Below are 20,481 nucleotides of genomic sequence, written 5' to 3' on the forward strand. Positions count from 1 at the left end.
AGCTTCGCCTTTCTAACGCCCCTCCCGGGAAGGGAGGGGACGGGGGTGGGTCCGCCAAGGCACTTGGCGGCTACGGCGTCATCGACGGGCAATGGGCGATAGAAAAGAGGCGCTGCGCGCACCCACCCCGAACCCCTCCCTTCCAGGGAGGGGAATGAAGAGCGGGGGAGTGCGCTAAGCCGCGATCTCGGCGAGGATGCCGTCGAGCAGCAGCATGCCCTCCGGCTGAGCGAACAGGCGGCCGTTGCGCTGCTCGACGAGGCCCTGCCGCTCCATCCGTGCCAGCCCCGCCGCATCCAGCGCGGGCGCGATCCGCGCAAGCGGCACGCCTTCCCGCAGGCGCAGCCCCATCAGCAGGCTTTCCAGCGCGGCGTCGTCGGCGCTGAGCGGCGCTTCCTCGACGATGCCGTGACGGTTGCGCTCCAGGCCTTTCAGCCAGTTCTCGGGTTTCTTGTGGCGCTGGGTCGAGACTCCGAGGCGGCGGCCGTGCGCGCCCGGGCCGACCCCGAGATAGGGCTGGTAGCGCCAGTAAGCGAGATTGTGGCGGCTTTCTTCGCCGGGCCGTGCATGGTTCGAGACTTCGTAGGCGGGAAGGCCGGCCGCTTCGGTCAGCGCCTGGGTCAGCTCGTACAGTGATGCGGCCTCGTCCGGTTCGATCGTCGGCAATTCGCCCTTGGCGGCAAGCGCGGCGAAGCGGGTGCCCGGCTCGATGGTGAGTTGGTAGAGCGAGAGGTGCCCGGTACCGAACGACAATGCGCGCGCAAGCTCGGCCTCCCACGCGTGGGGGCTTTGGCCCGGCCGGGCGTAGATGAGGTCGAAGCTGACCCGGGAAAAGGCGGCTTGGGCGGTGGCGAGCGCGGCGAGACCTTCCTCGACTCCGTGGGCGCGGCCGAGGAAATGCAGCACCTCGTCGTCGAGCGCCTGCAGACCGAGCGACACCCGGTTGACTCCGGCTGCCGCGAGATCGGCGAACCGGGCCGCTTCCACGGACGACGGATTGGCCTCGAGCGTGATTTCGATATCGGCGGCAAAGCCCCAGTGGCGCTCGGCCGAGGCGATCAGCGCCGCGACCGTTTCCGGCGGCATCAGCGACGGCGTGCCGCCGCCGAAGAAGATGGAGCCGAGCGGCGCGCCGGAATAGGTTTCCGCCTCATAAGCGAGATCCCGCAACAGCGCCGCACGCCAGGCGGCCTGATCGACGGCCTCGCGCACATGGCTGTTGAAGTCGCAATAGGGGCATTTGGAGACGCAGAACGGCCAATGGATGTAGAGCGCCAGCGGCTCCTGTTCCTCTCCTTCAGGGGAGGAGCCAGGGGCAGGATAGGCGGATAAGCGAGGCTCTGTCGCGCTGAGGCCCCCCGCAGCCAAGTGCTCCGTCCCCAGAACGAAGCCTGAGTTCGGCCGCGTCCGCGAGGGGACGGCCTCGCTCACAGCAGGGCCGCGACCAGTTTCTTGAAGGCGTCGGCGCGGTGGCTGATCTTGTGCTTCTCGTCGGGATCCATCTCTCCGAACGTGATGTCGTAGCCGGCCGGCTGGAACATCGCGTCATAGCCGAAGCCCTTGTCGCCCCGCGGCGGCCACACGAGGATCCCGTCGACCCGGCCTTCGAACCACTCGCTCCGACCATCTGGCCACACCACGGCCAATGCGCACACGAAATGCGCATTGCGGTTGGCGTCGGGTCCGAGCGCCTCGAGCTCGTCATGGACGCGGCGCATCGCGCGATTGAAGTCTCGCTCGCCGGTGACTTCGCCCGGGCCGGCCTCCGGCGCGACCGAGGGATCGCCGCCGATCGCCCAGCGCGCCGAGAAGATGCCCGGCCGGTTGCCCAGCGCCTCGACGCAGAGGCCGCTGTCGTCGGAGAGCGCGGGCAGGCCGGACAGGTCGGCGGCCTGCCGGGCCTTGAGATCGGCATTGTCGATGAAGGTCGTGCCGATTTCCTCGGGCTCCGGCAGATCGAGCTCGGCGGCCGAGACCGGCTCGATCCCGTAAGCACCGAGCAGATCGCGGATCTCGCGCACCTTGCCCTGATTGTGGCTGGCGATGACCAGCTTGCCGGCCTCCAGCTTCCTCATCGGCCAGTCGCCCGATCCTGCGCGGCGAAGATCTCGGTGCAACCGATGCGGGCGAGGCGGAGCAGGCGGAGCAGCCCTTCCTCGTCATAGGTCTCGCCTTCGGCCGTCACCTGCGCCTCGACGATGTTGCCGGTGCCGGTAAGCACGAAATTGCCATCGGCGCCGGCGTTCGAATCCTCGACGTAATCGAGATCGAGCACGGCCTGGCCATTGTGGATGCCGCAGCTCACCGCCGCGACCCGGTCGCGGATCGGATCGACGGTGAGCTGTCCCTGCTTGAGGATCGCGTCCACCGCGATGCGCAAGGCGACCCAGGCGCCGGAGATGGCTGCGGTGCGGGTGCCGCCGTCGGCCTGGATCACGTCGCAATCGAGCGTGATCTGGCGCTCGCCCAATTTGTCGAGGTCGACCACCGCGCGAAGTGAGCGGCCGATCAGGCGCTGGATTTCCTGGGTGCGGCCGGATTGTTTGCCCGACGCTGCCTCGCGGCGGCCACGGGTGTGGGTGGCGCGCGGCAGCATTCCATATTCGGCGGTGACCCAGCCCTTGCCCTTGCCGCGCAGCCAGGGCGGCAAATTGGTTTCGACCGAGGCGGTGCAGAGCACGCGCGTGTCGCCGAAGGAGACGAGGCAGCTTCCCTCGGCGTGACGGGTGAATCCCGCCTCCATGACGATCTCGCGCATCTGGTCGGGCGCGCGTCCGGATGGGCGCATGATGTTCCTTTCTCGAATGGTCGCCGCGCCTTACCGGTGGGGAAGGGGATAATCCAGCCCGGGCGGCACGTTCGGGCGTTCAGGGACGAGGGATCTGAGTCGGTCGATCCGCTGTTGTCTGCCTCTCAACGGGAGACGATCATGCGTGCAATGCCTCTCATCGTGCTCGCCTCTGCCTTCGCGCTCGCGGGCTGCGGCGGCAATGGCGGCTCCGATGCTTCGGCCGCCGACGCCAACAGCATCTCGGAAGACCCGTTCGGCGCCACCGGCGCGCCTGGCGCCGATCTCACCGACAATGGTGTGACCGACGGCGCAAACGGGCTTGCCGACGTGAACGCAGCGGAGGCGGCCAACATTCACTAGCCACCAGCGCGAGCATCGAGGGTCCTCAGGTCCTTCCCGCAAGCGGGGAAGGACCTGGGTTACCAATAGGTGCCGTAGAGGGCGATCAGGATGACGACGACGCCGATGCTGGCGATGTTGAACGACGCGGTGGTCGCGTAGCTTACGTCCCTGGTGACGATGATGTTCTTGTCGGCGCGATGCGGCGTCAGCAGCGATACGACGACCGCCAGCGCCAGCGAGGCGAGGAAGACGAGGCCCATGCGGTCCATGAAGGGCAGGTCCGGCAGCAGGGTCTTGCCGAGGAAGGACAGGAGCACCGAGGCCACCGCAGCCGCAATCGCGCCGCCCTCTGTCGCGCGCTTCCAGAACAGGCCGAGCATGAACATCACGACGATGCCCGGCGTGAAGAAGCCCGTGAATTCCTGAATGAACTGGAACGCCTGGTCCGACTTTCCGAGCAGCGGACGGGCGACCAGGATCGCGATCACCACCGAAACGGCTGCGGCGATGCGACCGACGAGGACGAGCTCGCGCTCGCGTTCCGCCTGCGCCGGGTCCTTGGTGCTGACGGTTCCGTCGGCGACGTCGCCTTCGGGCACCGGCGCACCGGGTGCGCGCTTGAACTTAGCGTAGAGATCGAGGGTGAAGATGGTCGCGATCGAATTGATCTTCGACGCGGTCGAGGCGATGATCGCCGCCACCAGCGCCGAGAAGACCAGGCCGAGGATGCCCGCGGGAAGATAGCTCAGCATCGTCGGATAGGCCTGGTCCGGCTTTTCGAGGCCGGGCGCGAGAATCACCGCGGCGATTCCGGGCACGACGACGATCAGCGGCATCAGCAGCTTGAGGTAGGCCGCGAAGACGACGCCCTTCTGCGCCTCGGCGATATTCTTGGCCGCGAGCGCGCGCTGGATGATGTACTGGTTGAAGCCCCAGTAGCTGAGGTTGGCGATCCACATGCCGCCGATCAGCACCGAGATACCCGGCAATTCCTTGTAGTGCGGGCTTTCGGGCGAAAGGATCATGTCGAAATGCTCTGGCAGGCGCTGGAGCAGGGTGGAGAAGCCGCCGATGATACCGGCCTCGCCGCCAATCTCGTTCAGGGTGATGCCGGAGACGAGCAGGCCGCCCATCACCAGCAGCGTGACCTGGACGATGTCGGTCAGCGCGACCGCCTTGAGACCGCCCTTGAGCTGATAGAGCAAGGCGAACGCGCCGAGACCGACGATGGCGACGTCCTGGTTGACCCCGGCGACCCGGTTGACCGCGATCGAGCCGAGCCAGATGATCGAGGTCAGGTTCACGAACACGTAGAGAGCGAGCCAGAAGATCGCCATCAAGGTTCGGATGTTGCGCCCGAACCGCTGCTCGAGAAATTGCGGCATCGTATAGATGCCGTTGCGCAGGAAGATAGGCAGGAAGAACTTGCCGACGATCAGCAGGGTCAGCGCCGCCATCCATTCGTAGGAGGCAATCGCGAGGCCGATGACATAGCCCGAGCCGGACATGCCGACGATCTGCTCGGCCGAGATGTTCGCTGCGATCAGCGACGCGCCGATCGCCCACCATGGCAGCGACTTGGACGCCAGGAAGTAATCGGACGTGTCCTTCTGGTGCCCCGCTTTTTCGCGGCTGACATATTGCGCCAGGGCGAAGATGCCGATCGCGTAGGCGATCAGGACGACGATATCGATGGTGGCAAGCTGCACGTCCGGTCCTCCCGCGGCGCCCGCACGGATTGCCTCCGCGTCAGGTTTTCCCGATTGCCCGCGGGGCTGAAAGTCCGCACGGGAATCGCAATGTCGAAACTGTGTGCGGCGATGTTGCCGTCACGGCGCTCGGAATTATAGTATTAATTGGCCGTGTCCAGCCGGAGCGCGTCTTTCCTGGCGGCGGCGATGCGACGGGGAACGCGCGTGCGGGACCCGATCGCGTGTGTAGGGAGGGGAAATGGCCGCAGAGTTGCCGCGTAATCTGACGTTCGGAATGCTCGACGCGCTCGGCAAGGCGATCGTCGTCGGCCATTATGATGATGTTCGCTTCCCGACCGAAGCCGAGCTTGCCGAGGAGCATCAGGTCAGCCGCTCGGTCACTCGCGAGGCGGTGAAGATGCTGACGGCCAAGGGTCTGCTCACCGCCAAGCCGCGCAAGGGCACCTCGGTCCAGCCGGCCTCGGCCTGGAATCTGTTCGACGCGGACGTGCTGCGCTGGCTGCTCGAGCGGAAATTTTCGCTCGAACTGCTGCGCCAATTCAGCGAGCTGCGGATTGCGATCGAACCGGCCGCCGCCGCGCTTGCGGCGCGTTGGGCCCATGAAGAGGCGCTCGAGGCCTTGCGGGCGGGGTATCGCCGCATGGAAGCGGCGGAAGCCGGCGCAGACGATCCGCTCGACGCCGACATCGCCTTTCATATTGCGGTGCTGCAGGCCTCCGCCAATCCTTTTTATACTCAGTTTCGAGATGTCGTAGAAACCGCGCTGCGCACCTCGATCCACTTCACCAACCGCTTCAAGGGTCGCACCGCGAGCCTTCCGGCGCACCATGCGGTGCTCGCGGCGATCGAGGCTGGGGACGTCGAGCGTGCGCAGAGCGCGATGCGCGAGATCATCGCCGACGTGATGGTACTCGTCGACGAGGCCGAACACCGCGGCTGAGCCGGGCACCGGCGACGCTACGACAGGACTTGACGACTCATAACTCACTGGTTATCGATCCGACTCATAACCAGCGAGCTATCGGTCCATGTCCTTGTCCCACGATCTTCTCTTCAAGACGCTTGCCGACCCGACCCGGCGGGCGATCTTCGAGCGGCTGTGCCGTGGAGGGGAGCAGACGGTGGGCGCGCTGACGGCGTGCGCCGGCGTTTCGCAGCCGGCGGTCTCCAAGCATCTTGGATTGCTGCGGGAGGCGGGACTGGTGCGCGATCGCCAGCAGGGACGCCAGACTCACTACAGCGCTCAGCTAAGCGCGCTGGCGCCGCTGATCGACTGGACGAGCGAAATGACCGGCTTCTGGGAAAGCCGCTTCGACGATCTGGAAAATTTGCTGAAGAGGATGGACCAATGACCGACCCTGCTACCGAGACCCGATCCGTCGTCGTCGAGCGGGAGTTTGCTCATCCTCCGGAGAAGATATGGCGGGCGCTGACCCAACCGCATCTGATCCAGGAATGGCTGATGAAGACCGATTTCGCACCGGTCGTCGATCAGCGTTTCACCTTGAGCGGCGATTGGGGCTCGGTCGACTGCCGGGTGCTGGAAATACAGCCAGGCAGCAGCCTCGCATACACCTGGGACGCGATGGGACTCGAGAGCGTCGTCACCTGGACTTTGACGCCCACGTCCACGGGCACGCGCCTGCGGATGGAGCAGGCCGGGTTCCGTCCCGATCAGCAGCAGGCCTTCATGGGCGCGAAGTTTGGCTGGAACAAATTTTTCGGCAATCTCGAGCAGATGCTCGAGCGCGCGGAGTGATTTGGTGAGCGTCCGAGGCATCAGATCTGAAAGGAGGTTGCAATGAGTTGGAACAGGTCAGTGCGTCAGCTTCATCGCTGGCTTTCGATCGCATTCACGCTGGCGGTCATCGCCAACCTGTCGTTCCTTCCCTGGGGACAGCCGCCTGTCTGGATTGGACTGCTGGCGCTGTTCCCGCTCATCCTGCTCATGCTGAGCGGCCTTTACATGTTCCTGCTGCCCTATGCCGAGGCATGGCGACGCACGCGGCGCGCCGGCGTGGAGCGATAGACTATGGCGCGCGAGACGCATGCGCCGTCGCCGAACCCGTCCGCGGCCACGCCGGGAACCGGACCCACCCTTCTTTCCGGCGGCAATCCGCAGATCCCCAAGGGCGACGGCGACGCCCCCGTTCAGGCCTATCTGGACGCGATGCCCGGTTGGAAACAGGGTGTCGGCCGGCATCTCGATGCCCTGATCGTGGCGACCGTTCCGGACGTCCGCAAGGCGGTGAAATGGAACACGCCGCTCTACGGGGTCGACGGGAAGACCTGGTTCCTCGGCTTTCATTGTTTCACCCGCTACGTAAAGGTCACCTTCTTCCGCGGCACGTCGCTCGATCCCGTGCCGCCGGGCGCCTCCAAGACGCCGGACACGCGGTATCTCGACATCTACGAGGACGTGCCGACCGATGACGAGCTGCTGGCACGCTGGATCAGTCAGGCCGCATCGCTGCCCGGCTGGATCCCCTGAACCGCGTCTCGAACGAACTCCACGCAGCATGGAAAGGAGCCGATGATCATGACGGACACAGAGGCACAGGCCGGCCCGACCCCATCCGAGCAAATCGACGCGCGTATCCGAGAGCTTGGTGACTGGCGCGGCGAGATGCTCGCGCGGCTGCGGGGGCTGATCCACGAGGCTGATCCCGAGATCGTGGAGGAGTGGAAATGGCGCGGGGTCCCGGTGTGGAGCCACGGCGGAATCGTCTGCACCGGCGAGACCTACAAGCAGGTGGTCAAGCTCACCTTCATGAAGGGTGCTTCGATCGACGATCCTGCGAACCTGTTCAATTCCAGCCTGGACGGCAATGCGCGCCGGGCGATCGACATCCGCGAGGGCGAGGCGATCGACGAAGATGCGTACCGGGATCTGTTCCGGGCGGCCGTGGCATTGAACGTCGGTGCGCGGACGAAGACGCGCTGACCAACTTTGCAAGGCAAGGCGAAGCGGCTCGCCCACCTGCAGCGTTGATCGCAGGTACGCCCAAGACCGGTGCGATCCCGTGGTGATCGTCGATTCAGATCGCCGCTGACGGCGTTCGCCGCGCGCGCCTGTTGATCGTCCCGCCACGGTTCGCGTAGACGCTGGCCCGGGGTTCCGGGAGGGGTGGAGAAAATGAGCTTTCACACGCGCCGGTCGCTGCGCGAGGATCTGATCACACTCGGCCTTGTGGCCGGCGACGCCGTCATGGTGCATGCAGCGATGGGCCGCACCGGCCCGCTGCTCGGCGGCCCGGACACGATGATCGCAGCGCTTCTCGACGCGGTCGCGCCCTCCGGCACGATCCTGGCATACACCGATTGGGATGCCGGATACGAGGATCTGCTCGACGCTGACGGTCGGCTGCCGGAAGCATGGCGCGCCGACGTGACGCCGTTCGATCCGGCAACCTCCCGGGCCATTCGCGACAACGGCATTCTTGCCGAGTTCGTGAGGACCACGCCGGGGGCAAGGCGCAGCGGCAATCCGGGCGCGTCGGTGGCGGCGATCGGCGCCCGTGCCGACTGGTTCACTGCCGATCATCCGATCGACTACGGTTACGGCGAAGGGTCCCCGCTGGCGAAACTCATCGACGCGGACGGCAAGGTGCTGATGATCGGCGCTCCGCTCGAGACGATGACGCTCCTCCACCATGCCGAGCATCTGGCGCGCATACCGGGCAAGCGCCTGAAGCGGGTCGAAGTGCCGTTCGCAACGCCGGAAGGAGTGCGCTGGCGGTTCGTCGAGGAATTCGACACTGGCTCCCCGGTCGTCGAAGGCCTCGACGAGGAGTATTTCGCCGACATCGTCGGCGCCTTCGTTGCCTCCGGCCAGGCACGCGAAGGCACGATCGGGGATGCCCCGTCATTGCTGGTCGACGCGGGTGCAATCTGCCGCTTCGGCGTCGAATGGCTCGAGAGCCGGTTCGGGCAGCAAGCGCGCTGATCGGATTGGGTGCGCGCTCCTCCGGAGCGCCTTAGCGGAACTTGTAGGAAGCGCCGGCGAGCACTGCCCTCCTGCTGTTTCGCCTGTCGTTGATGTCCAGTGCCCGCAGGGTGCGGACGACGCTGTGCACCCGCGCGTCTTCGATCAGACCCTGCGCTGTGAGCGCGAGCGTCCATCGCGGCGAGAGCGTGTGGCGCCAGACGAAATTGACCGCTGACGTGCCCGAACGGACCCCTTGGGGAATGAGCGTTGCGCCCTGGATGTTGCCGTCGATGCGCAGCTGGTCTCGCGTCGTCGGAGTCCAGTCGAGCGACGCCTGCCCGGTGTAGGAGAGACGCGACTGCCGGCCTCCGCCGATCTCGAGCGGTGCGGAGAGCGACGCATGGAAGAGATTGCCGGTCATGCTGTATTTCAGCCGTGCGCCGATCTTGCCGGAGAAGGTCAGTTGGCCGCCGAACGATTCCGCTCGGCCGCTATTGACCTTGCTGGTGATCAGCACGCCGTCGGGCCTGACCAGGATGACGTCCGCGATCGTGTCGTCGGTGCGCCGATAATAGAGGGTCGCCGTCCCCTCCCGCGCACCCCGCTTAAAGCCATATTCGGCCTCGGCGCTGGTCACCACCTGCGGGGCGAGCAAGGGATTGCCGGCGTAGAGGTTCTGCGCGTCGATCGCGACCAGCGCTGGGTTAAGGGCGCGCGGGTCGATCCGCTGACTCGAGCGCGACAGCCGGACCACGGCCTGATCGTCGCCGATGTCGCGCACGGCCGAGAGGCTGTGGTTGAGACCCCTGAAACGGCGCGTCCCGCGAACCTCGCCCGTCGCGAGATGCGTGCCGATGCGAAGATCTTCGAAGCGCTCACCCGCCTGAAGCGTCCAGGCACCCGACCGGAGCTGGATGTTGGCATAAGCAGCGATTGTGCGCTGGACCGCCGCGAAGCGCCCCGGGGCAGGGGCCGGTGCCGGCGCGGCCGGAGCGAAGGCGCTGCGGCCGTCGTCGAAGCGGCCGCGCTCGCGTTTCCATTCGGCGCCCACCGCCAGGCGGAGGCTGGCCCCGATCGGCCTTTCGAGGTCGCCCGCGGCACGATCGATGATGGTCTCCGTGCGGGTAAGAACCCGCTCGCCTGTCGGTGCCCCGAACGGAAGGTCGTGGTAGGTCGTGAACAGGCGGTCGGAACGGAGAAACGATCTGCTGTGCTGGGCCACGAGCTTCAGGCTTCCGGTCTGCGGACCAGCGTCTCGGTTGAAATATACGGAGAGGTCGCTGGCGCCGCTGACATAGGTCCCCCCTCGAATGCGTCGATAGTCCGAAACGAGCGTCTCATCGCCGCCACGGTCGAGGTGCCGCTCGTACACCCTGTTCTTAGGACTGGCCTCCGACACGGACAGGTCGGCGCCGATGTCCGCATTCCTCCCCACGGCCAGGACAAGGGAGCCGTTCAGACTGGCCGATTGCGCATGGGTCGGTGTGTAGGTCGAGACGGTGAGGAAGCGTCCGGCTGGCCGTCCAGTCGCGTCGAACGTGCGTCGGTCGACATGGACTTCGGTGAAGCGGACGTCGTCACGCAGGCTCCCATTGAGCGTCGCCGACAGCTTGCCGGCGCCGTAGGAGGTGTTGAGGCTCAGATTTCCGCGTTCATGGTCGCCCGCGTTGACGATCGCGGAGCCGTCAATGCCCTGGCGCTGACCTTTCTTCAGTACGATGTTGACGATCGCACCGCCGTCCGCGCTGAATTTCGCGGATGGATTGGTGATCACCTCGACGCTCGCGATCGCGCTGCCGGACAGGGACTGCAGGGTCGACGCCCGGCTGTCGCCGTTCATCGCTGCCGAAGGCCGGCCGTTCACGTAGACCTGGACGTTCGAATCGCCGCGGACGCTGACGTTGCCGTCCGGCGAGACATACACGGAGGGGAGGGTGTTGAGCACGTCGGCGGCGCTGCCGGCCTGCGCCTGTGCGCTGTCGCGAACGTCGTAGGTGGTGCCCTCGATCGTCCGCTTCACCGTCAGCCTGCGGCCTTCGACAACGATCTCCTCCCCGGAAGGGTCAAGCGTCGGTGCCTTGTCCTTGGCAATCCCGGACGGTGCGTGTGGCGACTGGCTTCGTGCAGTCTCGCTCGCCGTGAGCGCGGCGAGCATCGCACAGGCAAGGACATGAGGGCGCTCGATCATCTCCCAGGAAACCTATGGAAGGCCCCCAGGCTGGGCATCGCCAAATAAACTCGGCACTCCTCCTAGATTTGCTCACGCGACCATCGGCGCGGAGGATCAGGAACCGGAGGGCGCAGCATCAGCCGGAGAACGGGGCCCCCGGGGCGTTACCCTGTCCGGCGCTCAGACCGTCACCATGTCGTAGACGACGACCTTTTCCCACAAGCCCTCGCACTTGGCGACGAACGCGAGGTGAATGGGATGATCCTGATACGCCTTCTGGTCCGCGACGCTGTCGAACAGCATCAACTCGGACACGTCGAAGCTCGAATCCACGACGTCGCGCTTCTCGGTCGACGCCGGGACTCCGATCTGGAGATCGCGGATGACCGGGATGGCGGCGAGCGTGCGCAAGCCTGCGACCAGCTGGTCACGCTCGGTGGCGGAACCTGGCCGCTTCAACCAGAAAAAAACATGGTGGACGATCTTTCCCGCGGCCGGCGGCGCCGCTGCGAAAGCGCCCCCCGATGCCAAGCCTGCTCCGCTCACCGCGAAGGCCTTCACCACATCCCTGCGATTTAATGACATCTGATCCCTCACGTCAACAATTCGGCGCCGGAAGCGTACGTATTCCTGAAGCACGAATGCGGACAAGGCGCATTCAGTCGAAGTCGATGCCCTCGCGGCGCTGCGCTACATGCCAGAGGACACCGGAGGGGTCGACGACATAGGCGATGCGCAGGCCCCATGGTTGCATCGCCGGCGGCTTGGGCTTGGGGACGCCGAACCGGGCCGGCAGGTTCAAGGCTTCAACGTGCAGCCACCATGAGTCGAGATCGTCGACCATCAATTGCATCATCGAATTCGCGGCCCAATCCTCCTGGAAGTAATTCTGAAGAATGAAGCTGCTCGCACCGATGCCGAAGATGGCGACTTCGGAGTCGAGCAATGTCGTGAAACCCAGTGCCTGGTAGAAACGCTTGCTCAGCGCGAAGTCGCGTGCCGGCAGGAAGGGCCGGGCCAGCTCGGTGCCTGTCGGAATATTCGTCATCGCGGGATCCTGCTTCAGGCGGCGAAGATGACCCGCAACCCTCCCGAGAGCAAGCTTCGGCGTCCTGTACCGCGACCCAGCTCTGATGCTTGCAGGCGGACCGTAATCGGCTCTACACAGCCAGGGACCGCTCCTAGCTCAGTTGGATAGAGCATCAGGCTTCGAACCTGAGGGTCGGGGGTTCGAGTCCCTCGGAGCGGGCCACCCTACCGCTGCCCCGGCCGACTGGCCGTCGCCGGGAGCGAAGGGAACTTCGGTTCCGACCCTGCGCTCTCCGGCCGAGCCGAAGGAGATGCACCAGATGAGCCTCGACACGGGCAAGGCGGCAGACGCGGGAGACGATCGAGGTCGCCCGGGGACGGACCGGCCGGGCGCGCCCGGCGCGACTCCGATTCTGATCGGGGCAGGTCTCGGTCTTGCCGCAGGGATACTCCTCGGCCTTCGCGCGGCGGACGGTGTGGGCGGCGGAGCCGGGAAGGCAGAGGAGGCGACCTATCCTCCGCTCGATGTTCCCAAGCCGCTCGCTGCCGATCTCTGGATCGTCGACAGCGGACCGATGCACATTGCCGGGCTGACGCTGCCGATCCGGATGACGATCGTCCGGCTGCAGGGTGGAGACCTCCTGATCCATTCCCCAACGCGGTTCACGCCCGATCTGGGCCGCCAAATCGATGCGCTCGGGACGGTTCGTCACCTGATCGCGCCGAACATCGCCCATTGGACCTTCCTGTCCGAGTGGCAGCAAGCCTATCCGGCAACGACCACCTGGGGTGCCCCGGGGCTTCGTGACAGGCGGCAAGTGCGTGTGTCCGCCGTCACGATCGATCGGGAGCTTGGCGATGAGGCCCCGCCCGCGTGGCGCGACGAAATCGACCAGGGAATCGTTTCCGGCGCCGGCGGTTTCCGCGAAACCTATTTCTTCCACAAGGCCTCGCGCACGCTCATTCTGGTCGATCTGATCGAAAGCGTCGAGCCGGCGCGCTTGCCGCCGCTGACCCGGTTCGCCATGCGTCTGAGCGGCGCGACGCGCGACAGCACCGCCTTTCACGTCCGCAGCCTCCTGCTGCTCGACAGGCAGCAGGCGCGGCAGGCCGTAACCCGGATGCTCGCGCTGCAACCGGCGCGCGTGCTCTTCGCGCACGGCCGCTGGTTCGCCGATCGCGGGGCCGAGCGTCTGAACCGCGCCTTTGCCTGGCTCCTCTAGCGGGGCTCCTTGCTCGGGCGGCGCAGGGCCACGCTCGCGCTCTCGAGACCGGCAGCGGTCGCCGTAAGCCTTGCGTGCCGGTCGCCGCCCAGCCTGACGATCACCTGCGCATGACCGCTGAACAGGCGCCTGTGCCATGTTTCGGCGGGCGTCACGGATTGCAGTGAGGCGACGTTGCGGCCGTTCAGCCCGATATCCTGCAGCCGGGCGAGGGCTGCAGCGCCGGACGAGGGGAGAAGCAGGATGACCTCTTCGGCACGCGCTGCCTCATCGAGCACGACCGAAAGGCCCCGGCCGCTGGGTTTCGCCAGCGCAGTGAGCTCGCGCCCGCCGACGAATATGCGCTGTCCCTCGGCGAGGCTCGGAAGAAACAGCGTGCGGCGTTCCTGCGACCCACCCGCGCTCCCTTGAAGGCGGCCCCGCAAGACGAAGGCGTCCGGCGTCTTTGGACCGCTCCCCGGCGGGTACCAGCGGAACGGATCCCGCCACGCCAGCGCCGCAGTGGCTGGAAGCACCATGCTCCCGGCCGGCACGTCCGCAAGCTCCCAATCTGAGAAACCGGCGATGGCGTATCGATCCCCGAAGCGGTCCGGCTCGTGGCTGCCGGGATCGCCATTGCCGACCCCGATGATCTCGGCCGCGCCGGTGACGGTGAATGCGACATCGTTATCGGCAATGGGCACCGAGCGCCCGTTTGCGTCTCGCGCCGAAACAGCGACAACGGCGATGTCGCCGTCCCCGTCCAAGTCTGACGGCCGCTCAACGGAAAGCGCAAGGCTCTTCTGCGCGCCGGTGGTTTCAACGCGGTCGGTGGCGATCGGCTTGCCTGCCCGAAACGCTGTCGCGGCCAGGACACCGGGCGCATAGGAGACCTGCCATTCGGCGTGTCCGGCCGGATCGAGCACGTGCCGGCCAAGGCTGCGTCCGTCGAGGGTCAGCTCGACTTCCTCGGCATTGGCGTAGACCCAGATCGGAATGGCCCGACCTTCGCGTCCCGGCCAGGTCCAGTGGCCGGCGATATGCGCCAGTGGTTCCGCCGACCACACGCTCTTCAGATAATAAGCGCTGTCCTTGAACAGGCCGGTCGTGTCCAGCATTCCGAATTGCGAGCTGATCGCCGGCCATCCGAACGGCGTGGTCTCGCCGCGATAATCGAACCCCGTCCAGACGAACATCCCGGCCATCCACGGCCGCTCGACGACCGCACGCCACCCCTGTTCGATGCTGCTCGATCCGGTCGGGCGCGGCGGGCGATCGAAGGCGCTCAGATGCACGTTTTCGCGATCGTCGAAATAGATGCCGCGTGTCGTGGTGGTTGCGCCTTCCTCGGTCATCACGATCGGTACGTTCGGAAAAGCCTTGTGATAGGCATCGGCATCGTGCTGGGCACGGTAGTTGAAGCCGGCAACCTGCGTTGTGCTGGAAATCCCGACCTGATCGCCACCGGACGTGGCGGCGGAAACAGGGCGCGTCGGATCGAGCTCGGTGACCCGAGCCTGCATCAGGCGGTTGAGGCGGGCGCCGAGCGCATTGCCTTCGATCGCCCATTCCTCATTGCCGACGGACCACAGGATGACCGAAGGATGATTGCGGTCGCGCAGCACCATGCGATCGAGCTGATCGCGAAGCTCGGGCGCGGTGCCCATCATCCGGTTCTCGTCGATCACCAGCATTCCCAGGCGGTCGGCGGCGTCCAGCATCTCGGGCGTCGGCGGGTGGTGCGAAGCGCGATAAGCGTTCGCTCCCATCGCCTTCAGCCGCTCCAGCCGATAGACCTGCATCTCATCGGGCAGCGCCACGCCGATGCCGGCATGATCCTGGTGGTTGTTGGTGCCCTGCAGCCTGATGTTGCGCCCGTTGAGCCAGAAGCCGCTTTGGGGATCCCAGCGAATGGTCCGAACGCCGAAACTCGTGACGTAGCGGTCCCGGATCCGCTCTTCATCTCGTACGGTGGTCACCAGCTGGTGCAGAACCGGTGTCTCGAGCGACCACAGCGCAGCGTTCGGCACGGCGAGATCGGCGCTCGTCTCGACCTTCTCGCCTTTCGCCACCGTCTGCGGCGGCAGGCTGATCCTCGCGAGCGGCTTTCCGGCTGGCGACAGGATTACCTGTTCCACCGTGAAGACATGGTCGCGCTCGTCCTCGTTCGCGATCGTCGCGCGGGCGGTCACGCTCGCATCCGTGCCGTTCACCGTCGATGTCACGAACGTTCCCGATGGGGCGACGTGCAACGGATCGGTCTTGTTCAGCCAGACGTGCCGGTAAATACCGGCGCCTTCGTAAAACCAGCCTTCGAACGTCGACGTATCCACCCGGACCACCAGGAAATTTGGTCCGCCGTAATTCACGTAGTCGGTAAGATCGTGTCGGAAGCTGCCGTAACCGCTCGGCTGCCGGCCGATATAGTGGCCGTTGAACCACACCACGGAGTCGCGAAAGACGCCATCGAACTCGACGCCGATGCGCCGTCCGCGATCGCTCTCCGGGATGACGAGCGACTTTCGATACCAGCCGATATTGTGTTCCGGGAAACCCGGTCCGATCGCCCGAGAGCCGTGATTGGCTTCGGCTTTCGGATCGAACGGCACCTCGACGCCCCAATCATGCGGGAGATCGAGCAGGCGCCACGCCCGGTCGTCGAACTTGGGGCTTGCCGGGCCATCTCCGTAGCCTGCCTTTGCGAAGAAGAACGGCGCCGTCCCGTATCCGAAGTCCCTGGCGGGATCGTGGGCGTGCCCAAGCGCGAAGCGCCAGCCGGAATCGATGTTGGTCCGTTCACGAACCTGGGAGGGCTGTGCTTCGCGCGTGCCGCAGGCCGCTGGAGTCGCGGCTCCCGCGAGGGCGGAGGTGGAGCCGAGCGCGACGAGCAACGCCAGCAGCGGTGACCAGCGGACGATCATGGCTGCAGCCGGACCATGACGACGCCGTGCGGCGCGACATCGGCGGCGAAGCCGGTCTTCTTCCGACCGAGATCCTTGTGCGCCCAAAGATCGCGGACGCGCAGCGCGAGCCTGCCGGGGAGGCCGAGCTGCTCCCACTTTGCTTCGATCCGCGCTGGCGCTTCGCCGCGATTCCAGAAGAGCAGGGCGCGACCGCCGTCCGCCATCGGCTTCGACCAGATCTCCTGGTCGCCATTGCGGGCGACGCGGTGGCCCTGCTTGCCGAGCCGGTCCTGATCGACGGCGATCACCTCCTTGTTGAGCAGGATGTCGCGCGTGGCTTCATTCATGTTGGCGACGTCGTTGCCGGCGATCAGCGGCGCTGCCATCATCGCCCACAAGGAGAAATGGGCGCGATACTCGACGTCGCTGAGACCGCCATTGCCGACCTCGAGCATGTCGGGATCGTTCCAGTGGCCCGGGCCTGCATAGGGCCAGAGCGGCTCGTTCATGTCGACGATCGACGCCACGCCCCAGGAATAATTGTACTTGCCCTGCCACTTGTCGGTGATGTCGCCGGTGGTGCGCCACATGTTGCCGATGTTGGAGGCCCACAGCCAGGGCTTCGAATTGCCCCATTCGCACAGCGAGAACAGGATCGGCCGCCCGCTTGCCTTCAGCGCATCGGCCATCAGGGCATAGGCTTCCTCGGCATTGCGTACACCGGTCGAGCACCAGTCATATTTGAGATAGTCGACGCCCCAGCGCGCATATTGGAGGGCGTCCTGATATTCGTGGCCCTGGCTGCCCGGGCGGCCGCCGCAGGTCTTGGTGCCGGCGTCGGAATAGATGCCGAACTTCAGCCCTTTGGAATGGACGTAATCGGCGAGCGCCTTGATTCCGGAGGGGAAACGCGTGCGATCCTCGGTGATGAAGCCGTCGGCGTTGCGCGCGCCATGCCAGCAATCGTCGATCACGACATATTCGTAGCCGGCATCCTTCATGCCGTTGGAAGCGATCGCGTCGGCGGTGTCGCGGATCACCTTCTCGTTGACGTTGCAGGCGAACTTGTTCCAGCTGTTCCAGCCCATCGGCGGTGTCTGCGCGAGGCCGTTGGGCTTGCGCTTCGGGTCCTTGGACGGCGCCAGCGTGTTGGGATCGGTATCGAGCACTTCCTGCGCACGAAGCGGCGTCAGCGCCGGCAGCAGACAGGCGGCGGCGGCAAGCGCATGAAGCAGGATCTTGGACGGCATACGATACTCCTCGAGGAAAAAGCGGGTCGGGCCGACGGGCGCATGCTGGGAAGCGACGATCACGAAACCGCCGATCGCGGCGCGGCGCAGCAGCGCGCGATGAAATCCGCGTGCCGCGGCAACGCCTCGACAGCGCGGTGGAGCGCTTGACGAAGGCCGGTCATCTGCGCGCGAAGCTCGGCGGCGGAGAGCGTGTCGGCGACGGCATCGTGACCGGCAGGCATGATCCCCTGTCCGATCAGCACCGCGAGCCAGCTGTCTTCCGAGAAGAGCTCTTCCTGAAAACGGAACAGGCGGCCTTTTGATCGGAACAAGTCGATCTTGTGCCGCAGGCTGTCGGGCAGGGTCATTGCGGCGCACTGCTGCCAGAACTCGGTGTCGCGGCGCTCGGTGGCCTTGTAGTGAAGGATCAAGAAGTCGCGGATCTGCGCATATTCGAGGACGCTCTGACGGTTGAATTCTACCCGCTCCGGTCCGGCGCAGCTCTTGTCGGGGAAGAGCAGCATCAGCCGCGAAATCGCGGTCTGAATGAGGTGGATGCTGGTCGATTCGAGCGGCTCGAGGAAACCGCCGGCCAGGCCAATGCCGATGACGTTCCCGGACCATAGATTGCGGCGATGCCCGGCGCGGAAGCGCAGCTGGCGCGGCTCGCCCTGGGGTGCGCCGTCCAGCGTATCGAACAGGCGGCGATGGGCCTCGTCGTCGCCGAGATGAGCGCTGCTGTAGACATAGCCGTTGCCGGTGCGGTGCTGGAGCGGGATCCGCCAGCGCCAGCCGGCGGCGTCCGCCGTCGAGCGCGTGTAGGGCAGCAGATCGCCGGCGGACGCGCAGGGCAGGGCGATGGCCCGGTCGCAGGGCAGCCAGTGCGACCAGTCGACGAACGGCTCGCCCATCGTCTCGCCGAGCAGCAGCGACCGAAAGCCGCTGCAATCGAGGAAGAGGTCGCCGGAGATCGTGCTGCCGTCCTCCAGTCGCACGCCGCGCACGAATCCGCTCTCGCCGCCGCGGTCGACCGCGACGATCCTTCCTTCGACGCGCCCGACTCCGCGCGCCTCGCTCCAGGTGCGCAGGTACCGGGCGTAAAGCCCGGCGTCGAAGTGGAAAGCGTAGGACAGGGTCGACAGCGGATGGTTCGGATTCGCCTCGGGGCGGCCGAACCGCCCGAGCCGCGCGGCGATCGCCGATGCGCTGTAGGCGCCGAGCGCGTCCTCGGCCGCGTCCGCCTTTTCCTGCACCAGCTTCAGCCACAATTGGGAGAAGCGGATCGTCTGGGTGTCGCGGCCAAGCGTGCCGAAAGGATGAATGTAGCGATGGCCCGGTCGCAGCCAGTCGACGAATTCGATGCCGAGCTTGAAGCTGCCTTGCGTCTTGCCGACGAACGCCTCCTCGTCGATGCCGAGCAGGCGGTTGAAATCACGGATCGTCGGGATCGTCGCCTCGCCGACACCGACGGTGCCGATCGCATCGGATTCGACCAAAGTCACCGCGACGGTGCGCCCGAGCAGACGCGCGATCGCCGCCGCGCTCATCCAGCCGGCGGTACCGCCTCCGACGATGACGACGCGCTCGATCGGGCCGCTCACCGGCTCGCTCACCGCACAGGGAAGTGGAAGCCGGGCCGCGCCACCTGCTGCACCAGGGTGCGATGGCTCGGCAGGCGCTGCAGGGCATTGGCCTGCTGGCTGCGAATGTCGGCGAACGTGCGGCGGGCGTCGTCGTAGAAGCGGAACGCCCCTGCCTGGGCGCTGAGATCGGTCTCGAAGCCCATGCCGTAGAGGACATATTGCCAATTGGCGGCAAGAAAGATGTCGTGATTGAGATCGACGTCCATGAAGTCCGGGGCGCGGTGACGCCAGTTCTCCAGCCGCTCGCGCAAGGCCGGCGACCAGCTCGCAGGGTCGCGATTTTCGATCCAGAAGGTGCTGTCGGTGCGATCGCTCAGGCAATAATGGAGCTTGATGAAATCAAGGACGTGATCGTAGCGCTTGACCATGATTGCGTTGAACTGGCGCGCGCTGACCTCATAGTCTCCGGCCCAAGGGAAGAGGTTGACCACCATCAGCGCAGCGATCTCGGCGAAGCCGATGCCGGTCGCCTCCAGCGGCTCGATGAACCCGCTCGACAATCCGATCGCGACGCAATTCTTGTGCCACTGCACCTGGCGGTAGCCGGCTTCGAACTGCAGGATCCGCGGCTCGAGTGCATCGGCGGCCGGGCCGACATAGTCGCGCAGCGCCCGCAACGCCGTTTCATCGTCGATGTGCGACGATGAATAGACATAGCCGGCACCGCGCCGTTCGTGGAGGCCGATGTCCCAGATCCAGCCCGCATCCTGCGCGGTCGCGAAGGTCTGGGACGCGATCGGGCCATCCGGTTCGGCGTGGGGAACCTGCAGCGCCACCGCACGGTCGACGAACAGTTCGTTCCGCCGCGAGTGGAACGGAATGCCGAGCGCGTCGCCGATCAGCTGGGCGCGGAAGCCGGTGCAATCTATGTAGAGATCGGCGCGGACCCGCCCCGTGTCGCGGCAGTGCAAGGCGGCGATGCTGCCGTCCTCCGCCAGTTCGACGCGCGTGACGGTGTCGGCAATGTGCCTGGCGCCGAGCGCGACCGCGCGCTTGCGCAGCAGCCGGCCGAGCAAAACCGCGTCGAAATGATAGGCGTAGGTCAGCGGTCCGGCGAAGGGTGGATGGGCGGGAAGTTTCGGCGCCAGGCATGCATCGGCGGCCGCCTGCTGGACGGTGTTGACCGCGGCCCAGGGCGCATCGCCCGCCACGCCCATCAGCCAATAAGGCAGGAGATCGAGCCCGTCATGGTCGTCGCTGACCTGGAACGGGTGGAAATATCGGTGCTGACTGCCTGAAGGGTCCGGAGCCCGCCAGTTGCTGAAGCGGATGCCCTGCTTGAACGTCGCATTCGCCTCGCGGACGAGATCGGCCTCGTCGACGCCGATCACGTTCAGGGTCTTGCGCAGGCTCGGGAAGCTGCCTTCGCCTACTCCGATCACCGGGATGTCCGGCGATTCGATCACGGTAAGATTGATTCCGCCCGGCGACCCTGCGTTGAGCCGCTTCGCCAAATAGGCTGCGGCGATCCACCCGGCGGTTCCGCCGCCGACGACGATCACCTCCCTGGTCACGCCGTACCTTCCCCG

At 66.0% G+C, this 20,481-nt stretch carries 20 protein-coding genes and 1 tRNA gene; 10 read left to right on the forward strand and 11 right to left on the reverse strand.

The window, feature by feature from the left end; translation table 11 throughout:
• Window positions 1-174: 174 nt before the first annotated feature.
• The 3 genes from hemW to rph form a co-directional block, all read right to left on the reverse strand.
• On the reverse strand, window positions 175-1,278 hold the full coding sequence (gene hemW / locus C7I55_RS11320) for a radical SAM family heme chaperone HemW (RefSeq protein WP_233222182.1): 1,104 nt from the start codon (window positions 1,276-1,278) through the stop codon (window positions 175-177).
• Between the two features lie 149 nt (window positions 1,279-1,427).
• Window positions 1,428-2,075 (reverse strand): RdgB/HAM1 family non-canonical purine NTP pyrophosphatase, encoded by a 648-nt coding sequence (gene rdgB, locus C7I55_RS11325; RefSeq protein WP_106513011.1) that lies wholly within the window; start codon window positions 2,073-2,075, stop codon window positions 1,428-1,430.
• Window positions 2,072-2,788 (reverse strand): ribonuclease PH, encoded by a 717-nt coding sequence (gene rph, locus C7I55_RS11330; RefSeq protein ID WP_106513012.1) that lies wholly within the window; start codon window positions 2,786-2,788, stop codon window positions 2,072-2,074. The genes rdgB and rph overlap by 4 nt, the downstream gene beginning before the upstream one ends.
• 141 nt (window positions 2,789-2,929) lie before the next feature.
• Between rph and C7I55_RS11335 the strand changes: the two genes are divergently transcribed.
• On the forward strand, window positions 2,930-3,151 hold the full coding sequence (locus tag C7I55_RS11335; protein WP_106513013.1) for a hypothetical protein: 222 nt from the start codon (window positions 2,930-2,932) through the stop codon (window positions 3,149-3,151).
• 59 nt (window positions 3,152-3,210) lie between these two features.
• Here C7I55_RS11335 and C7I55_RS11340 read toward each other — a convergent pair whose 3' ends face one another.
• The gene (locus tag C7I55_RS11340; protein ID WP_106513014.1) at window positions 3,211-4,842 is read right to left on the reverse strand and encodes a sodium/sugar symporter; all 1,632 of its coding nucleotides are present in this window, start codon (window positions 4,840-4,842) and stop codon (window positions 3,211-3,213) included.
• A gap of 241 nt (window positions 4,843-5,083) precedes the next feature.
• Between C7I55_RS11340 and C7I55_RS11345 the strand changes: the two genes are divergently transcribed.
• The 7 genes from C7I55_RS11345 to aac(3) all read left to right on the forward strand — a co-directional run bounded on the left by C7I55_RS11345 (window position 5,084) and on the right by aac(3) (window position 8,791).
• Complete coding sequence (locus tag C7I55_RS11345; protein WP_106513015.1) at window positions 5,084-5,785, forward strand: FadR/GntR family transcriptional regulator; 702 nt, start codon at window positions 5,084-5,086, stop codon at window positions 5,783-5,785.
• Window positions 5,786-5,873: 88 nt separating this feature from the next.
• The gene (locus C7I55_RS11350; protein WP_106513016.1) at window positions 5,874-6,197 is read left to right on the forward strand and encodes an ArsR/SmtB family transcription factor; all 324 of its coding nucleotides are present in this window, start codon (window positions 5,874-5,876) and stop codon (window positions 6,195-6,197) included.
• Window positions 6,194-6,604, forward strand: a complete 411-nt coding sequence (locus C7I55_RS11355) for an SRPBCC family protein (protein WP_106513017.1) — start codon at window positions 6,194-6,196, stop codon at window positions 6,602-6,604. The genes C7I55_RS11350 and C7I55_RS11355 overlap by 4 nt, the downstream gene beginning before the upstream one ends.
• A gap of 42 nt (window positions 6,605-6,646) precedes the next feature.
• Window positions 6,647-6,874, forward strand: a complete 228-nt coding sequence (locus tag C7I55_RS11360; RefSeq protein ID WP_106513018.1) for a hypothetical protein — start codon at window positions 6,647-6,649, stop codon at window positions 6,872-6,874.
• 3 nt (window positions 6,875-6,877) lie between these two features.
• Window positions 6,878-7,336: a DUF1801 domain-containing protein gene (locus C7I55_RS11365; RefSeq protein WP_106513019.1), complete on the forward strand. Its 459-nt coding sequence runs from the start codon at window positions 6,878-6,880 to the stop codon at window positions 7,334-7,336.
• 48 nt (window positions 7,337-7,384) lie between these two features.
• The gene (locus C7I55_RS11370) at window positions 7,385-7,789 is read left to right on the forward strand and encodes a DUF1801 domain-containing protein (protein ID WP_106513225.1); all 405 of its coding nucleotides are present in this window, start codon (window positions 7,385-7,387) and stop codon (window positions 7,787-7,789) included.
• Between the two features lie 192 nt (window positions 7,790-7,981).
• The gene (aac(3), locus tag C7I55_RS11375) at window positions 7,982-8,791 is read left to right on the forward strand and encodes an aminoglycoside 3-N-acetyltransferase (protein ID WP_106513020.1); all 810 of its coding nucleotides are present in this window, start codon (window positions 7,982-7,984) and stop codon (window positions 8,789-8,791) included.
• Between the two features lie 31 nt (window positions 8,792-8,822).
• Here the strand turns inward: aac(3) and C7I55_RS11380 are convergent, their stop codons facing one another.
• From C7I55_RS11380 to C7I55_RS11390, 3 genes are all read right to left on the reverse strand, one after another.
• Complete coding sequence (locus tag C7I55_RS11380; protein WP_106513021.1) at window positions 8,823-10,961, reverse strand: TonB-dependent receptor; 2,139 nt, start codon at window positions 10,959-10,961, stop codon at window positions 8,823-8,825.
• A 162-nt stretch (window positions 10,962-11,123) separates the two neighbouring features.
• Window positions 11,124-11,474, reverse strand: a complete 351-nt coding sequence (locus tag C7I55_RS11385) for a Dabb family protein (protein WP_233222160.1) — start codon at window positions 11,472-11,474, stop codon at window positions 11,124-11,126.
• A gap of 127 nt (window positions 11,475-11,601) precedes the next feature.
• Window positions 11,602-11,991 (reverse strand): VOC family protein, encoded by a 390-nt coding sequence (locus tag C7I55_RS11390; protein WP_106513023.1) that lies wholly within the window; start codon window positions 11,989-11,991, stop codon window positions 11,602-11,604.
• 127 nt (window positions 11,992-12,118) lie between these two features.
• Between C7I55_RS11390 and C7I55_RS11395 the strand changes: the two genes are divergently transcribed.
• Together C7I55_RS11395 and C7I55_RS11400 are read left to right on the forward strand one after the other, a co-directional pair.
• A tRNA-Arg gene (locus C7I55_RS11395) sits at window positions 12,119-12,195 on the forward strand.
• Window positions 12,196-12,292: 97 nt separating this feature from the next.
• Complete coding sequence (locus tag C7I55_RS11400) at window positions 12,293-13,195, forward strand: DUF4336 domain-containing protein (RefSeq protein ID WP_158266387.1); 903 nt, start codon at window positions 12,293-12,295, stop codon at window positions 13,193-13,195.
• Here the strand turns inward: C7I55_RS11400 and galA are convergent.
• The 4 genes from galA to C7I55_RS11420 are packed head-to-tail and all read right to left on the reverse strand — an operon-like array spanning window position 13,192 to window position 20,466.
• Complete coding sequence (gene galA / locus C7I55_RS11405) at window positions 13,192-16,095, reverse strand: beta-galactosidase GalA (RefSeq protein ID WP_199192788.1); 2,904 nt, start codon at window positions 16,093-16,095, stop codon at window positions 13,192-13,194. The two genes, C7I55_RS11400 and galA, sit on opposite strands and share 4 nt — an antisense overlap.
• A complete protein-coding gene (locus tag C7I55_RS11410) occupies window positions 16,092-17,327 on the reverse strand; it encodes a glycoside hydrolase family 27 protein (protein WP_106513227.1) in 1,236 nt (411 codons plus the stop codon). Before C7I55_RS11410 ends, galA begins: the two co-directional genes overlap by 4 nt.
• A 59-nt stretch (window positions 17,328-17,386) precedes the next feature.
• Window positions 17,387-18,910, reverse strand: a complete 1,524-nt coding sequence (locus tag C7I55_RS11415) for a tryptophan halogenase family protein (RefSeq protein ID WP_269845204.1) — start codon at window positions 18,908-18,910, stop codon at window positions 17,387-17,389.
• 8 nt (window positions 18,911-18,918) lie between these two features.
• On the reverse strand, window positions 18,919-20,466 hold the full coding sequence (locus tag C7I55_RS11420; protein ID WP_106513025.1) for a tryptophan halogenase family protein: 1,548 nt from the start codon (window positions 20,464-20,466) through the stop codon (window positions 18,919-18,921).
• Window positions 20,467-20,481 lie beyond the last annotated feature (15 nt).

The sequence above is a fragment of the Allosphingosinicella deserti genome (genome assembly GCF_003012735.1).
Taxonomy (GTDB): domain Bacteria; phylum Pseudomonadota; class Alphaproteobacteria; order Sphingomonadales; family Sphingomonadaceae; genus Allosphingosinicella; species Allosphingosinicella deserti.

Coding starts and splice junctions, on each gene's coding strand:
- rdgB (WP_106513011.1), bottom strand. CDS start 2,075: ATGAGGAAGCTGGAGGCCGGCAAGCTGGTCATCGCCAGCCACAATCAG.
- rph (WP_106513012.1), bottom strand. CDS start 2,788: ATGCGCCCATCCGGACGCGCGCCCGACCAGATGCGCGAGATCGTCATG.
- C7I55_RS11335 (WP_106513013.1), top strand. CDS start 2,930: ATGCGTGCAATGCCTCTCATCGTGCTCGCCTCTGCCTTCGCGCTCGCG.
- C7I55_RS11345 (WP_106513015.1), top strand. CDS start 5,084: ATGGCCGCAGAGTTGCCGCGTAATCTGACGTTCGGAATGCTCGACGCG.
- C7I55_RS11350 (WP_106513016.1), top strand. CDS start 5,874: ATGTCCTTGTCCCACGATCTTCTCTTCAAGACGCTTGCCGACCCGACC.
- C7I55_RS11355 (WP_106513017.1), top strand. CDS start 6,194: ATGACCGACCCTGCTACCGAGACCCGATCCGTCGTCGTCGAGCGGGAG.
- C7I55_RS11360 (WP_106513018.1), top strand. CDS start 6,647: ATGAGTTGGAACAGGTCAGTGCGTCAGCTTCATCGCTGGCTTTCGATC.
- C7I55_RS11365 (WP_106513019.1), top strand. CDS start 6,878: ATGGCGCGCGAGACGCATGCGCCGTCGCCGAACCCGTCCGCGGCCACG.
- C7I55_RS11370 (WP_106513225.1), top strand. CDS start 7,385: ATGACGGACACAGAGGCACAGGCCGGCCCGACCCCATCCGAGCAAATC.
- C7I55_RS11380 (WP_106513021.1), bottom strand. CDS start 10,961: ATGATCGAGCGCCCTCATGTCCTTGCCTGTGCGATGCTCGCCGCGCTC.
- C7I55_RS11390 (WP_106513023.1), bottom strand. CDS start 11,991: ATGACGAATATTCCGACAGGCACCGAGCTGGCCCGGCCCTTCCTGCCG.
- C7I55_RS11400 (WP_158266387.1), top strand. CDS start 12,293: ATGAGCCTCGACACGGGCAAGGCGGCAGACGCGGGAGACGATCGAGGT.
- galA (WP_199192788.1), bottom strand. CDS start 16,095: ATGATCGTCCGCTGGTCACCGCTGCTGGCGTTGCTCGTCGCGCTCGGC.
- C7I55_RS11410 (WP_106513227.1), bottom strand. CDS start 17,327: ATGCCGTCCAAGATCCTGCTTCATGCGCTTGCCGCCGCCGCCTGTCTG.